The organism is Pseudomonas sp. B1-22 (assembly GCF_050474425.1).
Taxonomy (GTDB): domain Bacteria; phylum Pseudomonadota; class Gammaproteobacteria; order Pseudomonadales; family Pseudomonadaceae; genus Pseudomonas.
In genome coordinates, this window is sequence record NZ_JBCHVH010000004.1 from 33962 (window position 1) to 49236 (window position 15275).

Sequence of the window (15275 nt, forward strand, 5' to 3'; positions counted from 1 at the left end):
TAGCCGTTGCGCGGGTCATGCTTTATTATCCAGCATCTTTTTGAGCCCATCGAGAGGCTCGCGGCCCTTACCGGGTCGATGGCTCGCAGGACGCCCGGATTAACAAGATGGCAGTGAATTTCCCCGTGTTCCGTAGAAAATTCCCCTTACTGGTGACCGGTGGCCTGCTGGCTATTCAGCCGCTCGCCTCTGTGACCGCGGCACCCGGTGAGCAGTTCGCCTGCCAACCTTCGGCCTCCGGCTCCTGGAACTGCGCACCGCAACAGAGCGCCACCAGCGTTCCGCGTCCGCAGCACAGTGCCACGGCCGTCAGTGCCGGTGCCAGCACCGCCGCTGCCACCAAGGGCGAAACGTCCGGCAGCAGCTCCGCTGCCAGCACCGAAGAGCCCCAGCAACTGGTCACCCAGTCCGGCGGCCGCGGCCTGAAGTCGCGCAGCACCGATTACAGCCACCTCGACTGGGTCCCGCGTGAGAAGCTGACCGCCGCCCAGTTGGCAGAAATGGGGCCGTACTGCAGCGGCGAATACGTCGAGCCGATCCGCCCGGGCATGAACGACAAGACCCCGAACGACGAGGCACCGACCTACGTCTCGGCCAAGGTGTCGCGCTACGAGCAGGAAAAACAGGTCGCTACCCTCGCCGGTAACGTAGTCCTGCGCCAAGGCAGCATGCAGGTGGAAGCAGACGAAGCCAACCTGCACCAGGCGGAGAACCGTGGCGAGCTGGTCGGCAACGTCAAGCTGCGCGACAACGGCGCACTGATCGTCGGCGACCACGCCGAACTGCAGCTGGACAACGGCGCAGCGAAGATCGACAACGCCGAATACGTCATGCACCAGGCCCAGGTACGCGGCAGCGCGCTGTATGCCAAGCGCCAGGAAGACGCGATCATCCAGCTGAAAGACGGGACCTACACCCGCTGCGAACCCAGCAGCAACGCCTGGGTCCTCAAGGGCAACAACATCAAGCTGAACCCGGCCACCGGTTTCGGCACCGCGACCAACGCGACCCTGCGGGTGAAGGACATTCCGGTGTTCTACACCCCGTACATCTATTTCCCGATCGACAACCGCCGCCAGTCCGGTTTCCTGCCGCCGTCGTTCGCCACCACGACCGATACCGGCTTCACGCTGACTACGCCGTACTACTTCAACCTGGCGCCGAACTATGACGCCACGCTGTACCCGAAATACATGGTCAAGCGCGGCCTGCTGATGGAGGGCGAGTTCCGCTACCTGACCCACAGCAGCGAAGGTCAGTTCAACGCGGCCTACCTGAACGACAAGGACGACGACCGCAAGGGCTTCCCGCAGTACACCGACACCCGCTGGCTGTACGGCTGGAAGAACGTCAGCGGCCTGGATTCGCGCGTGCTGGCGCAGGTGGACTACACCCGCATCAGCGACCCGTACTACTTCCAGGACCTGGACACCTCGCTCGGCATCAACGCGCCGACCTACGTGAACCAGCAGGGCTCCCTGACCTACCGCGGCGACAGCTACACCGCGCGCCTGAATGCCCAGGCCTATCAGCTGGCGAACGTGACCGACGTGACGCCGTATGATCGCCTGCCGCAACTCACCCTGAACGGCGCCCTGCCGTTCAATCCCGGCGGCGCGCAGTTCACCTATGGCACCGAAGCCGTGCGCTTCGACCGCGACCTGGATGAAACCGTCTACCTCAATGACGACGGCACCATCAAAGGCACCCGCCCGGACGCCAATATCAAGGGCCTCGCTCGCGCCACCGGCGACCGCTTCCATGCCGAGCCGGGCGTCAGCCTGCCGATGAACCGCAGCTGGGGCTTCATGACCCCCACCCTCAAGGGTCTGTACACCAAGTACGACCTGGACCTGGACGGCCAAGGCAAGCAATACATTGCCAACAACCAGCCCTGGATCAACTACGAGAGCAGCCCGGATCGCGCTCTGACCCTGGCCAAGCTGGACTCCGGCCTGTACTTCGACCGCGACACCAGCTTCGGCGGCAGCAAGTTCCGCCAGACGCTCGAACCGCGTGCGATGTACCTGTACGTGCCGTACAAGAACCAGGACAACCTGCCGACCTTCGACACCGGTGAATTCACCTTCAGCTACGACTCGCTGTGGCGCGAAAACCGCTTCACCGGCAAGGACCGCATCGGCGACGCCAACCAGCTGTCCCTCGGCCTGGGTTCGCGTTTCATTGACGACAGCGGCTTCGAGCGCGCCTATATCGCTGCCGGCCAGATCTACTACTTCAGCGACCGCCGCGTACAGCTGCCCGGCCTGACCGAGAACGACCTGCGCGTGAGCGGCCAGGAAAACCCGGACGCCGACACCTGGCGCTCGCCTTATGCCCTGACCGGCCTGTATCGCTTCAACCATGACTGGTCTGCGAGTTCGGACTTCAACTGGAACGCTGATACTCATCACACGAACAACGGCAACCTGATGTTCCACTATCAGCCTGAAGCCGATCCTCGCAAAATCTTGAACGCCGGCTACCGTTATCGCGCCGACACCAAGAGCTACAACCCGAATACCGGCAACTTCCAGTACAACAGCGACGTGAACAAGATCAACCAGCACGACTTCTCGTTCATGTGGCCGGTACTGTCGCAATGGGCCGCGATCGGCCGCTGGCAGTTCGACTACAACCAGAGCCGTACGCTGGAAGCCTTCGGCGGCTTCGAATACGACAGCTGCTGCTGGAAGCTGCGCCTGATCAATCGCTACTGGGTCAACTACGACGACGAGAACTACCTCAGTTCCAGCGACACGTCGAAGTCCGACCACGGTGTGTTCCTGCAAATCATCTTGAAAGGCCTTGGCGGCGTGGTTGGCAACCAGGTGGAAGGCTTCCTCGACCAAGGTATCCAGGGTTATCGTCAACGTGAAGACAATGCTATGTAAGGCCCTGCGCCCGCTGATGCTGGGCGCGCTGTTGGCAAGTTCCGTCGTGCATGCCGATGTGGTTCCACTGGATCGTGTCGTTGCCATCGTCGACAACGACGTGGTGATGCAGAGCCAATTGGACCAGCGCCTGCGCGAAGTCCGTGCAACCATCCAGAAGCGTGGCGCGCCGCTGCCGCCGGAACATGTTCTGACCCAGCAGGTGCTCGAGCGCCTGATCATCGAGAACATCCAGCTGCAGATCGGCGACCGCTCCGGCATCCGCATCACCGATGAGGAGCTGAACCAGGCCATGGGCACCATTGCCCAGCGCAACAACATGAGCCTGGACCAGTTCCGCGCCGCCCTCGCCCACGATGGCCTGTCCTATGACGACGCCCGCGAGCAGGTGCGTCGCGAGATGGTCATCAGCCGCGTGCGCCAGCGTCGCGTGGCCGAGCGCACCCAGGTCAGCGAGCAGGAAGTGCAGAATTTCCTCGCCTCCGACATGGGCAAGATCCAGCTCTCCGAAGAGTACCGCCTGGCCAACATCCTGATCCCGGTACCCGACGGCGCCTCGCCGGAAACCGTGCAGGCTGCCGGCCGTCAGGCCACCGAGCTGTACCAGCAGCTCAAGCAAGGCGCGGACTTCGGCCAGCTGGCGGTATCCCGCTCGGCCGGCGACAACGCCCTGGAAGGCGGCGAGATCGGCTGGCGCAAGGCCGCGCAGCTGCCCTCCCCGTTCGACAGCATGGTCGGCAGCCTCGCCGTGGGTGACGTGACCGAGCCGGTGCGCACGCCGGGCGGCTACATCATCCTGAAACTGGAAGAGAAGCGCGGCGGCAGCAAGATGCTGCGCGACGAAGTCCACGTCCGCCACATCCTCCTCAAGCCCAGCGAAATCCGCAGCGATGAAGAGACCCAACGCCTGGCCGAAAAGCTCTACGAGCGCATCCAGGCTGGCGAGAGCTTCAGCGAGCTGGCGAAGAAGTATTCCGAAGACCCGGGTTCCAAGCTCAACGGCGGCGACCTCAACTGGGTCGACCCGGAATCCCTGGTGCCGGAGTTCCGCGAGGTGATGAACAACGCGCCGCAAGGCCAGGTCACCAAGCCCTTCCGTTCGCCGTTCGGCTGGCACGTGCTGGAAGTCCTCGGCCGCCGCGCCACCGACAGCAGCGACAAGTTCCGCGAACAGCAGGCGGCCCAGACCCTTCGCGCACGCAAGTACGACGAAGAACTGCAGGCCTGGCTGCGGCAGATCCGCGACGAAGCCTACGTCGAGATCAAGCAGTAAGCGGCGCGAGTCGCCCGAAAGAAACCCGGCCATGGCCGGGTTTCTTTTTGCCCATAAGAAGCTTCGTCGTAGAGTAGGCGCATCCGCTCCAACGCCCTGATTCGAGATCCCTGATGAGCACATCCCCCCTCTTTGCCCTGACCCCCGGTGAGCCCGCCGGTATCGGCCCCGACCTCTGCCTGCTGCTGGCCCGCGAAGCCCAGCCCCATCCGCTGGTCGCCGTCGCCAGCCGTGAGTTGCTGGCCGGGCGCGCCACCTTGCTGGGGCTGGACATCACCCTGCAGGAAGTCGGCCCCGGCCAGTGGCCGAGCGCCCCTGCCGCCGCTGGTACCCTGTATGTCTGGGATACCCCGCTGGCCGCGGCCGTCGAGCCCGGCAAGCTGAACCAGGCCAACGCCGCCTATGTACTGGAAACCCTGACCCGCGCCGGCAAAGGCTGCCTGGACGGCCATTTCGCCGGCATGATCACAGCGCCGGTACACAAGGGTGTGATCAACGAGGCGGGCATCGTCTTCTCCGGTCATACCGAGTTCCTCGCCGACCTCACCCACACCGCCCAGGTGGTGATGATGCTCGCCACCCGCGGTCTGCGCGTGGCCCTGGTGACCACCCACCTGCCGCTGCGGCAGATCGCCGACGCCATCACCCCGGAGCGCCTGGAACGTGTCACCCGCATCCTGCATGCCGACCTGCGCGACAAGTTCGGCATCGCCAACCCGCGCATCCTGGTCTGCGGCCTGAACCCCCACGCTGGCGAAGGCGGTCACCTCGGCCACGAGGAAATCGACGTCATCGAGCCGACCCTGGAGCGCCTGCGCACCGAGGGCATGCAACTGATCGGCCCGCTGCCCGCCGACACGCTGTTCACCCCCAAGCACCTGGAGCACTGCGACGCCGTGCTGGCGATGTACCACGACCAGGGCCTGCCAGTGCTCAAGTACAAGGGTTTCGGCGCGGCGGTGAACGTCACCCTGGGCCTTCCGATCATCCGCACCTCGGTCGACCACGGCACCGCCCTGGACCTGGCCGGCACTGGCCGGATCGACAGCGGCAGCCTGCAGGTCGCCCTGGAAACCGCCTACCAGATGGCAGAAGCCGGTGTCGCGCGCCACTGAATCCCGTCGCTCCGTTCGGCCAGCGTTTCGTGCTGGCCGCACGGGGCTGGTAAACTGACGGTTTTTCGTCCCCAGCTTGCAGCCTCGCGCTCCCAGCTGCTCCTCCGGAGCCCTCGATGTCCGAACTTTTCCAACACCGTGCCCGCAAACGCTTTGGCCAGAACTTCCTGCATGACGCCGGGGTGATTCACAAGATCCTGCGTGCCATCGCCGCCAAGGAAGGCCAGCACCTGCTGGAAATCGGCCCGGGCCAGGGCGCCCTGACCGAAGGCCTGGTGGACAGCGGCGCCAAGCTCGACGTGATCGAGCTGGATCTGGACCTGATCCCGCAACTGAAATGGCGCTTTGGCCTGAAGCCCAACTTCAGCCTGCACCAGGGCGACGCCATGAAGTTCGACTTCTCGACCCTCGTCGCCTCCCCCGAGGACAAGCTGCGCGTGGTCGGCAACCTGCCCTACAACATCTCCACCCCGCTGATCTTCCATCTCCTGGACCACGCTTCGCTGATCCAGGACATGCACTTCATGCTGCAGAAGGAAGTGGTGGAACGCCTGGCGGCCGAGCCGGGCAACGGCGACTGGGGCCGCCTGTCGATCATGGTGCAGTACTTCTGCCGCGTGGATTACCTGTTCACCGTCGGCCCTGGCGCATTCAACCCGCCGCCGAAAGTCGAATCGGCTATCGTGCGCCTGGTCCCCTATACCGAACTGCCGCACCCGGCCAAGGACCACCGTCTGCTCGAACGCATCGTCCGCGAAGCCTTCAACCAGCGCCGCAAGACCCTGCGCAACACCTTGCGCGCACTGATGAGCGTGGAAGAGATCGAAGCCGCCGGCGTCGACCCGACCCTGCGCCCCGAGCAGCTGGACGTGGCCGACTTCGTGCGTCTGGCCAACCGTCTGAGCGACCACCCTGCGCAGGACACATCCGCATGAGCGATCCGCGCTACAACGTCACCGTCAGCGTCACCACCCGCCACCTGCCCGAGCAATCCCAGCCGGAGCAGCAGCGCTACGTGTTCGCCTACACCGTGACCATTCACAACCAGGGTGAGCAGGCCGCCAAGCTGCTGACCCGCCACTGGGTCATCACCGACGGCAATGGCCATGTGCAGGAAGTGCGCGGCGCCGGCGTGGTCGGCGAGAAGCCGCTGATCGAGCCAGGCGCGAGCCACACCTATACCAGCGGCACCGTGCTGGCCACCCAGGTGGGCAGCATGCACGGCAGCTACCAGATGATCGCCGACGACGGCCATCACTTCGACGCCGAGATCCCGGTGTTCCGCCTGGTCGTGCCGGGAGCCCTGCACTGATGGCCACCTACGCTGTCGGCGACCTGCAAGGCTGCCTGGAGCCACTCAAGTGCCTGCTTGAGCAAGTGAAGTTCGACCCGGCGCAGGACAAGCTCTGGCTGGTCGGCGACCTGGTCAACCGTGGCCCGGCGTCGCTGGAAACCCTGCGCTTCCTGTATGGCATGCGCGATTCGGTAGTCTGCGTGCTGGGCAACCACGACCTGCACCTGATCGCCGTGGCCTACAACGCCGAGCGCCTGAAGAAGAACGACACCCTGCGCGAGATCGTCGAGGCACCGGATCGCGCCGAGCTGATCGAATGGCTGCGGCAGATGCCGCTGGTCCATCACGATGCGCAGCGCGACATCACTCTGGTGCACGCTGGCATCCCGCCGCAATGGTCCATCGAAAAAGCCCTGCTGCGCGCCGCCGAAGTCGAAAAGGCCCTGCGTGACGACACCCAGCTGCCGATGTTCCTCGACGGCATGTACGGCAACGAGCCAGCCAAGTGGGACAAGAAGCTGCACGGCATCGAGCGCCTGCGGGTGATCACCAACTACTTCACGCGCATGCGTTTCTGCACCCCCGAGGGCAAGCTCGATCTGAAATCCAAGGAAGGCCTGGGCACCGCACCGTCCGGCTATGCGCCCTGGTTCAGCTATACCGAGCGCAAGGCCGCCGGGCGCAAGATCATCTTCGGCCACTGGGCCGCGCTGGAAGGCCAGTGCGACGTCCCCGGCCTGTTCGCCCTGGACACCGGCTGCGTCTGGGGCGGCAGCATGACCCTGCTGAACGTCGATACCCTTGAGCGCATCCACTGCGATTGCGCCAAGGAACACCCCTGATTCCAGCGGGGCCGAGAGCCCCGCTTCCTGCGAGGTACCCCACATGAGCGAGTTCAAGCGCATCGCCCCCGACCTGGCCCAGCAACTGCGCGAAGGCGGCGCCCAGGTCGTCGACATTCGCGACCCGCAAAGCTACGCCATGGGCCATATCACCGGCTCGCGGCACATCGACAACTACTCGGTGGCCGATTTCATCCGCGAAGCGGACATGGATGCACCGCTGGTCGTGGTCTGCTACCACGGCAACTCCAGCCAGAGCGCGGCGGCCTATTTCGTCCAGCAGGGCTTCTCCGAGGTCTACAGCCTCGACGGCGGCTTCGAACTGTGGCGCAGCGTCTATCCCGCGGATACCAGCGCGGGCGGCTCCGACTGAAAACCCCTACGAAACAGACGGAATAGCTCTCCAAAAAATCTGTAACTTCTCGCGCTTTCGCCCTTTACAGGTCTGAGAACGAACTATCCTTTCCCTCAGGCCATCCAAAACAGGGAGAGCCGGCACACCGGCTTCCGGGAAATCGGCAGTGACCATTTGGGGCGGATCAGGGCAGAGGCCAGGTTCCGTTGGAGTTCTGGGGGATTCTCGCCGGCATCACTGGCGGCCCGACCGCACCCGCACACGACCGATCCCGCGCCGGCTCCATGCATCGAGCGAGGAGACGTCATGAGCATTTTCAGTCACTTCCAGGAACGCTTCGAAGCGACCCGCCAAGAGGAATACTCCCTGCAGGAGTACCTGGATCTCTGCAAGCAGGACAAGACCGCCTACGCCACCGCTGCCGAACGGATACTGATGGCCATCGGTGAGCCCGAACTACTGGACACCTCGGTCGATTCGCGCCTGTCGCGGATCTTCTCGAACAAGGTGATCCGTCGTTACCCGGCCTTTGCCGACTTCCATGGCATGGAAGAGTGCATCGACCAGATCGTCGCCTTCTTCCGCCACGCGGCCCAGGGCCTGGAAGAGAAGAAACAGATCCTTTACCTCCTCGGCCCGGTGGGCGGCGGCAAGTCGTCCCTGGCCGAAAAACTCAAGCAACTGATGGAGCACGTGCCCTTCTATGCGATCAAGGGCTCGCCGGTGTTCGAATCGCCCCTAGGGCTGTTCAACCCTGACGAAGACGGCGCCATCCTGGAAGAGGACTACGGCATTCCCCGGCGCTACCTGCGCTCGGTGATGTCGCCCTGGGCGACCAAGCGCCTCAACGAATTCGGCGGCGACATCAGCCAGTTCCGCGTGGTCAAGCTGCACCCGTCGATCCTCAACCAGATCGCCATCGCCAAGACCGAACCTGGGGATGAGAACAACCAGGACATCTCCGCGCTGGTCGGCAAGGTGGATATCCGCAAGCTGGAAGAATTCCCGCAGAACGACGCCGACGCCTACAGCTACTCGGGCGCGCTGTGCCGGGCCAACCAGGGCCTGATGGAATTCGTCGAGATGTTCAAGGCGCCGATCAAGGTCCTGCACCCCTTGCTCACCGCGACCCAGGAAGGCAACTACAACAGCACCGAAGGCCTCGGTTCCCTGCCCTACAGCGGCATCATCCTGGCCCACTCCAACGAGTCGGAGTGGCACAGCTTCCGTAACAACAAGAACAACGAGGCCTTCATCGACCGGATCTACATCGTCAAGGTGCCGTACTGCCTGCGCGTCTCCGACGAGATCAAGATCTACGACAAACTGCTGGTCAACAGTTCGCTGGCCCACGCCCACTGCGCGCCGGACACCCTGAAGATGCTCTCGCAGTTCTCCGTGCTGTCGCGCCTGAAGGAGCCGGAAAACTCCAACATCTACTCGAAGATGCGCGTCTACGACGGCGAAAACCTGAAGGACACTGACCCCAAGGCCAAGTCCATCCAGGAATACCGCGACACCGCCGGCGTCGACGAGGGCATGGCCGGGCTTTCCACCCGCTTCGCCTTCAAGATCCTGTCCAAGGTCTTCAACTTCGACCCGCATGAAGTGGCCGCCAACCCGGTGCACCTGCTCTATGTGCTGGAACAGCAGATCGAACAGGAACAGTTCCCGCCGGAAACCCGCGAACGCTACCTGCGCTTCCTGAAGGAATACCTGGCGCCGCGCTACGTCGAGTTCATCGGCAAGGAAATCCAGACCGCCTACCTGGAGTCCTACAGCGAGTACGGCCAGAACATCTTCGATCGCTACGTGCTGTACGCCGACTTCTGGATCCAGGACCAGGAATACCGCGACCCGGAAACCGGCGAGATCCTCAATCGCGCCGCCCTCAACGAGGAACTGGAGAAGATCGAGAAACCCGCCGGCATCAGCAACCCGAAGGATTTCCGCAACGAAATCGTCAACTTCGTGCTGCGTGCCCGGGCCGGCAACAACGGCAAGAACCCCAGCTGGCTGTCGTACGAGAAGCTGCGTGTGGTGATCGAGAAGAAGATGTTCTCCAACACCGAGGACCTGCTGCCGGTCATCAGCTTCAACGCCAAGGCGAGCAAGGAGGATCAGCAGAAGCACAACGACTTCGTCAAACGCATGGTCGAGCGCGGCTACACCGAGAAGCAGGTACGCCTGCTGTCGGAATGGTATCTGCGGGTTCGCAAGTCGCAGTAGTCTGCCATCGGCGCGGCGGTTTCCGTCGCGCCGGTCGCCGTCGCATTCGGACCTGCTCCGGGGCGGCTCCACGCCGCCGCGCAGCAGGCCCTGAGGAGCATTCATGAGCTACGTCATCGACCGGCGTCTGAACGGCAAGAACAAGAGCACGGTGAACCGCCAGCGCTTCCTGCGGCGTTACCGTGAGCACATCAAGAAGGCGGTGGAAGAGGCGGTCAGCCGTCGTTCCATCACCGACATGGAACATGGCGAGCAGATCAGCATTCCCGGCCGCGATATCGACGAGCCGGTGCTGCACCATGGCCGCGGTGGCCGGCAGACCGTCGTCCATCCCGGCAACAAGGAGTTCACCTCCGGCGAACACATCCCACGGCCCCAGGGCGGCGGTGGCGGCCGCGGTGGCGGCAAGGCCAGCAACCAGGGCGACGGGATGGACGACTTCGTCTTCCAGATCACCCAGGAGGAATTCCTCGACTTCATGTTCGAGGACCTGGAGCTGCCCAACCTGGTCAAGCGCCATCTCACCGGCAGCGACACCTTTAAGACCGTGCGCGCCGGCATCAGCAACGAAGGCAACCCGTCACGCATCAACATCGTGCGCACCCTGCGCTCGGCCCACGCACGGCGCATCGCCCTGTCCGGCTCGACCCGCAGCAAGCTGCGCGCAGCAATGGCCGAACTGGACCGCCTGAAACGCGAGGAGCCGGACAACCTGGGCGACATCCAGGACCTGGAGCAGAAAATCGCCGCCATGCGCGCGCGCATCGACCGGGTGCCGTTCCTCGACACCTTCGACCTCAAGTACAACCTGCTGATCAAGCAGCCCAACCCGACCTCCAAGGCCGTGATGTTCTGCCTGATGGACGTCTCCGGCTCGATGACCCAGGCCACCAAGGACATCGCCAAGCGCTTCTTCATCCTGCTCTACCTGTTCCTCAAGCGGAACTACGAGAAGATCGAAGTGGTGTTCATCCGCCACCACACCAGCGCCCGCGAAGTGGATGAGGAAGAGTTCTTCTACTCCCGCGAGACCGGCGGCACCATCGTCTCCAGCGCGCTCAAGCTGATGCAGGAAGTGATGGCCGAGCGCTACCCCACCAACGAGTGGAACATCTACGCCGCCCAGGCTTCGGATGGCGACAACTGGAACGATGATTCGCCGGTCTGCCGCGATATCCTGATGAAACAGATCATGCCGTTCGTGCAGTACTACACCTACGTCGAGATCACCCCGCGCGAGCACCAGGCGCTGTGGTTCGAGTACGAGAAGATCCGCGAGAGCTTCGAAGACAGCTTCGCCCAGCAGCAGATCGTCTCCTCCTCGGACATCTATCCGGTGTTCCGCGAGCTGTTCCAGAGGAGGCTCGTCGCATGAGCAAGCGTCAGCCGATCGCCACCGGCTCGGAGTGGACCTTCGAGCTGATCCAGCAGTACGACCGCGAGATCAGTCGGCTCGCCGAACGCTATGCGCTGGACACCTACCCCAACCAGATCGAGGTGATCACCGCCGAGCAGATGATGGACGCCTACGCCTCCGTCGGCATGCCCATCGGTTACAACCATTGGTCCTATGGCAAGCACTTCCTCAGCACGGAAAAGAACTACAAGCGCGGCCAGATGGGCCTCGCCTACGAGATCGTGATCAACTCCGATCCGTGCATCGCCTACCTGATGGAAGAGAACACCCAGTGCATGCAGGCGCTGGTGATCGCCCACGCCTGCTACGGGCACAACAGCTTCTTCAAGGGCAACTACCTGTTCCGCACCTGGACCGACGCCACCTCGATCATCGACTACCTGGTGTTCGCCAAGTCCTACATCAACAAGTGCGAGGAGCGTTACGGCATCGACGCCGTGGAAGACCTGCTGGACTCCTGCCACGCCCTGATGAACTACGGCGTCGACCGCTACAAGCGGCCCTACCCGATCTCCGCCGAGGAGGAACGGCAGCGCCAGAAGGAGCGCGAGGAGCAGATCCAGCGCCAGGTGAACGACCTCTGGCGGACCATTCCCAAGGCCGGCGGCAAAGACAAGGAGCAGGCTCTGGCCCGCTACCCCAGCGAGCCGCAGGAGAACATCCTCTACTTCATCGAGAAGAACGCGCCGCTGCTCGAACCCTGGCAACGCGAAGTGGTGCGCATCGTGCGCAAGGTGGCGCAGTACTTCTACCCACAGCGCCAGACCCAGGTGATGAACGAAGGCTGGGCGACCTTCTGGCACTACACCCTGATCAACGACCTCTACGACGAGGGCCTGGTCAGCGACGGCTTCATGATGGAGTTCCTCCAGTACCACACCAGCGTGGTCTACCAGCCCGGCTTCGACAGCCCCTACTACAGCGGCATCAACCCCTATGCGCTGGGCTTCGCCATGTACCGCGACATCCGTCGCATCTGCGAGAACCCCACCGAGGAGGACAAGCGCTGGTTCCCGGACATCGCCGGCAGCGACTGGCTGGCCACCCTGAAGTTCGCCATGAAGAGCTTCAAGGACGAGAGCTTCGTCCTGCAGTTCCTTTCGCCCAAGGTGATCCGCGAGTTCAAGCTGTTCAGCATCCTCGACGACGACCAGAAGGACGACCTGCTGGTCGACGCCATCCACGACGACGACGGCTACCGCAAGATCCGCGAAACCCTGGCTGCGCAGTACAACCTCGGCAATCGCGAGCCGAACATCCAGATCTGGGATGTGGACCGCCGCGGCGACCGCTCGCTGACCCTGCGCCACCAGCAGCACGACCGCAAACCGCTGGGCGACTCCACCGACGACGTACTCAAGCACCTGCACCGCCTGTGGGGCTTCGACATCCACCTGGAAACCCTGCAGGGGGAGAACCTGGTCAACACCTTCCACATGCCCCCAAAGGGTGAACGCGACAGCGAGGAGGGATACCCGCGTCTGGACCTGATCATCCCACCCATTTGATCGGTTGACCGGTACATCGGACGGCTTCCAGCATGGCGAGACTCCCCGTGGAGATCGCCATGCGCCTGTTCGCCATCCTGCTGCTCTGCCTCGCCGTCGCGACCTGCACCAACCCGATGCCGCGCGCCCAGGTTTCCCATACCGCCGACGCACGGCTGTCCGGCCTGCACGACTTCCAGCTGATGCCGCCGGAGAACGCCGTCGATGCCTTGCCCTACCGTAACCGCTACCCACTGATCAACGCCCAGGTGCGCCAGGGCCTGGTCGAGCGCGGCTACCGGGAAAGCGCCACGCCGCAGATCCGCGTCTACTACTGGCTGGCATTGCAGGACGCGCCGTTGGAGTTCAAGGTCGACGTGCCGCCGCCCGACCCGCTCGGCCCCTACCTCGCCATCCACCGCCTGCGTGACGAAACCGGCACCCTGCGCCTGCGCCTGACCGATGCGCAGGAACAGACGCTCTGGGAAGGCACCGTCAGCACCGGCCTGAGCCCCGCGCACGCCAGCGCCAAGCTGTTGCAGGACGCCATCGATGCCCTGCTGAAACAGGTCCCCGCCGCCACGCCGTAGCGACATGCCTTACGCCCGCCGCTCTAAGAGCAACTGTCTTTTGGGCTATTCGCTGCGCTTACCCTTCGGGCCGCACTGAAGTGCGTTCAGCGCAAGCGCTGTTCCGCGTTCGCGGGAGTGACGGTGTCGTGCATCGTCCCCAGCACACGTCATCCCAGCGAACGCGGGGAGCCAGAAAACAACGTAGGAGCAACTGTCTTGTCCCGGATAATCCGTGCCTGGGCCGTCCCCCTCACCCCAGCCCTCTCCCTCAGGGAGAGGGAGCTGATCGTGCCGCCTGACACCAAAGTTTTCATCCTGCACCGAATGGTCCCCTCTCCCCCTGGGAGAGGGCTAGGGTGAGGGCCGGCCCGAGTACAGAGCTATCTCGTAGCGGACTCCGTCCGCGATGGCATCCGGCGCGATTGGAAGCTATCGCGGACGGAGTCCGCTCCTACGAAATCCCCGCCACGCTTGCCCCACCCGCCACAAACCCCGAAGCTATCCCTAGAAAAGGAGACAGCTTCATGCAGATCTACAAGGTGGGCGGCGCCGTGCGCGATCGCCTGCTCGGCATCCCCTTCAGCGACACCGACTGGGTCGTGGTCGGCGCCAGCGCCGACGATATGCTCGCCCAGGGCTACCGCCCGGTCGGCGCCGACTTCCCGGTCTTCCTCCACCCGAAGACCGGCGAGGAATACGCCCTGGCCCGCACCGAACGGAAAAGCGGGCGCGGCTACGGCGGCTTCACCTTCTACGCCAGCCCCGACGTCACCCTGGAAGAAGACCTGATCCGCCGCGACCTGACCATCAACGCCATGGCCGAGGACGATCAGGGCACGGTGGTCGACCCCTACGGCGGCCAGCAGGACCTCCAGGCGCGACTGCTGCGTCACGTATCCCCCGCCTTCGCCGAAGACCCGCTGCGCGTGCTGCGCGTCGCCCGCTTCGCCGCCCGCTATGCCCCGCTGGGCTTCTCCGTGGCGCCGGAAACCCTGGCGTTGATGCGTGAGCTGTCCGAATCCGGCGAACTGGAAGCCCTGACCGCCGAACGCAGCTGGAAGGAAATCTCCCGCGCCCTGATGGAACCGCGCCCTGACGTGTTCATCCAGGTCCTGCGCGACTGCGGCGCGCTGGCCGTGCTGATGCCGGAAGTCGACGCGTTGTTCGGCGTACCGCAGCCGCCAGAACACCATCCGGAAGTGGACACCGGCGAGCACGTGCTGGCCGTGCTGCGCGAGTGCGCCAGGCGAGACCAGCCGCTGAGCGTACGCTGGGCCTGCCTGGTGCATGACCTGGGCAAGGGCAGGACGCGCGAGGCAGACTGGCCGAAACACCACGCCCATGAACACCTCGGCCTGCCGCTGATCGATGCGATCAACGCGCGCTTCAAGGTCCCGCGTGACTGCCAGGAACTGGCGCGACTGGTCGGCGAGTACCACACCCATTGCCACCGCGCGCTGGAGTTGCGGCCGAACACGATTCTGGAGCTGCTGCAGTCCTTCGACGTCTACCGCCGCCCACAGCGCTTCGAGGAGTTCCTCGCCGCCAGCGAGATGGACGCCCGTGGCCGCCATGGGCTGGAAGAGCGGGAATACCCGCAGGCGAACTACCTGCGCGGCGCGGCACAGGCCGCCCGCGAAGTCGCGGTGCAGCCGCTGCTGGAAAAGGGATACAAGGGCGCCGAACTGGGTGAAGCCCTCAAGCGCGAGCGCCTGACGGCCCTGAAGGCGTACAAGGAAAACTACGCCGGCTGACCGTAGGGCGTATAACCGTTCGCGGTTATACGCCGATTCACGG

At 64.0% G+C, this 15275-nt stretch carries 12 protein-coding genes; all 12 read left to right on the forward strand.

Translation table 11 applies throughout. The features are described from left to right. Window positions 1-107: 107 nt before the first annotated feature. On the forward strand, window positions 108-2894 hold the full coding sequence (locus ACQ5BL_RS15755) for an LPS-assembly protein LptD (protein ID WP_243807859.1): 2787 nt from the start codon (window positions 108-110) through the stop codon (window positions 2892-2894). Then, window positions 2875-4167 carry a peptidylprolyl isomerase gene (locus ACQ5BL_RS15760; RefSeq protein WP_207887551.1) on the forward strand — a complete coding sequence of 431 codons (1293 nt, stop codon included), beginning with the start codon at window positions 2875-2877 and terminating at the stop codon, window positions 4165-4167. Before ACQ5BL_RS15755 ends, ACQ5BL_RS15760 begins: the two co-directional genes overlap by 20 nt. A 113-nt stretch (window positions 4168-4280) precedes the next feature. After that, window positions 4281-5282: a 4-hydroxythreonine-4-phosphate dehydrogenase PdxA gene (pdxA, locus tag ACQ5BL_RS15765; RefSeq protein ID WP_243807860.1), complete on the forward strand. Its 1002-nt coding sequence runs from the start codon at window positions 4281-4283 to the stop codon at window positions 5280-5282. A 116-nt stretch (window positions 5283-5398) separates the two neighbouring features. After that, complete coding sequence (rsmA, locus tag ACQ5BL_RS15770; RefSeq protein ID WP_243807861.1) at window positions 5399-6217, forward strand: 16S rRNA (adenine(1518)-N(6)/adenine(1519)-N(6))-dimethyltransferase RsmA; 819 nt, start codon at window positions 5399-5401, stop codon at window positions 6215-6217. Then, on the forward strand, window positions 6214-6594 hold the full coding sequence (gene apaG, locus ACQ5BL_RS15775; RefSeq protein WP_243807862.1) for a Co2+/Mg2+ efflux protein ApaG: 381 nt from the start codon (window positions 6214-6216) through the stop codon (window positions 6592-6594). Before rsmA ends, apaG begins: the two co-directional genes overlap by 4 nt. Then, window positions 6594-7418: a symmetrical bis(5'-nucleosyl)-tetraphosphatase gene (locus ACQ5BL_RS15780; RefSeq protein ID WP_243807863.1), complete on the forward strand. Its 825-nt coding sequence runs from the start codon at window positions 6594-6596 to the stop codon at window positions 7416-7418. The genes apaG and ACQ5BL_RS15780 overlap by 1 nt, the downstream gene beginning before the upstream one ends. A gap of 43 nt (window positions 7419-7461) precedes the next feature. Then, window positions 7462-7791, forward strand: coding sequence for a thiosulfate sulfurtransferase GlpE (gene glpE / locus ACQ5BL_RS15785; RefSeq protein ID WP_243807865.1), 330 nt, complete (start codon window positions 7462-7464; stop codon window positions 7789-7791). Window positions 7792-8079: 288 nt separating this feature from the next. After that, window positions 8080-10002: a PrkA family serine protein kinase gene (locus tag ACQ5BL_RS15790; protein WP_015475261.1), complete on the forward strand. Its 1923-nt coding sequence runs from the start codon at window positions 8080-8082 to the stop codon at window positions 10000-10002. Between the two features lie 103 nt (window positions 10003-10105). After that, window positions 10106-11377 (forward strand): YeaH/YhbH family protein, encoded by a 1272-nt coding sequence (locus tag ACQ5BL_RS15795; protein ID WP_243807868.1) that lies wholly within the window; start codon window positions 10106-10108, stop codon window positions 11375-11377. Continuing rightward, window positions 11374-12927 carry a SpoVR family protein gene (locus ACQ5BL_RS15800; protein ID WP_207887557.1) on the forward strand — a complete coding sequence of 518 codons (1554 nt, stop codon included), beginning with the start codon at window positions 11374-11376 and terminating at the stop codon, window positions 12925-12927. The genes ACQ5BL_RS15795 and ACQ5BL_RS15800 overlap by 4 nt, the downstream gene beginning before the upstream one ends. A gap of 59 nt (window positions 12928-12986) precedes the next feature. Further along, on the forward strand, window positions 12987-13496 hold the full coding sequence (locus ACQ5BL_RS15805) for a DUF4136 domain-containing protein (RefSeq protein WP_243808066.1): 510 nt from the start codon (window positions 12987-12989) through the stop codon (window positions 13494-13496). Window positions 13497-14002: 506 nt separating this feature from the next. After that, window positions 14003-15232, forward strand: coding sequence for a multifunctional CCA addition/repair protein (locus ACQ5BL_RS15810; RefSeq protein ID WP_243807870.1), 1230 nt, complete (start codon window positions 14003-14005; stop codon window positions 15230-15232). Window positions 15233-15275: the final 43 nt, after the last annotated feature.

What these genes read in the sequence shown, in the direction of transcription:
- glpE (WP_243807865.1), top strand. Translation starts at nt 7,462, where the DNA reads ATGAGCGAGTTCAAGCGCATCGCCCCCGACCTGGCCCAGCAACTGCGC.
- ACQ5BL_RS15790 (WP_015475261.1), top strand. Translation starts at nt 8,080, where the DNA reads ATGAGCATTTTCAGTCACTTCCAGGAACGCTTCGAAGCGACCCGCCAA.
- apaG (WP_243807862.1), top strand. Translation starts at nt 6,214, where the DNA reads ATGAGCGATCCGCGCTACAACGTCACCGTCAGCGTCACCACCCGCCAC.
- rsmA (WP_243807861.1), top strand. Translation starts at nt 5,399, where the DNA reads ATGTCCGAACTTTTCCAACACCGTGCCCGCAAACGCTTTGGCCAGAAC.
- ACQ5BL_RS15755 (WP_243807859.1), top strand. Translation starts at nt 108, where the DNA reads ATGGCAGTGAATTTCCCCGTGTTCCGTAGAAAATTCCCCTTACTGGTG.
- ACQ5BL_RS15810 (WP_243807870.1), top strand. Translation starts at nt 14,003, where the DNA reads ATGCAGATCTACAAGGTGGGCGGCGCCGTGCGCGATCGCCTGCTCGGC.
- ACQ5BL_RS15780 (WP_243807863.1), top strand. Translation starts at nt 6,594, where the DNA reads ATGGCCACCTACGCTGTCGGCGACCTGCAAGGCTGCCTGGAGCCACTC.
- pdxA (WP_243807860.1), top strand. Translation starts at nt 4,281, where the DNA reads ATGAGCACATCCCCCCTCTTTGCCCTGACCCCCGGTGAGCCCGCCGGT.
- ACQ5BL_RS15795 (WP_243807868.1), top strand. Translation starts at nt 10,106, where the DNA reads ATGAGCTACGTCATCGACCGGCGTCTGAACGGCAAGAACAAGAGCACG.
- ACQ5BL_RS15805 (WP_243808066.1), top strand. Translation starts at nt 12,987, where the DNA reads ATGCGCCTGTTCGCCATCCTGCTGCTCTGCCTCGCCGTCGCGACCTGC.
- ACQ5BL_RS15800 (WP_207887557.1), top strand. Translation starts at nt 11,374, where the DNA reads ATGAGCAAGCGTCAGCCGATCGCCACCGGCTCGGAGTGGACCTTCGAG.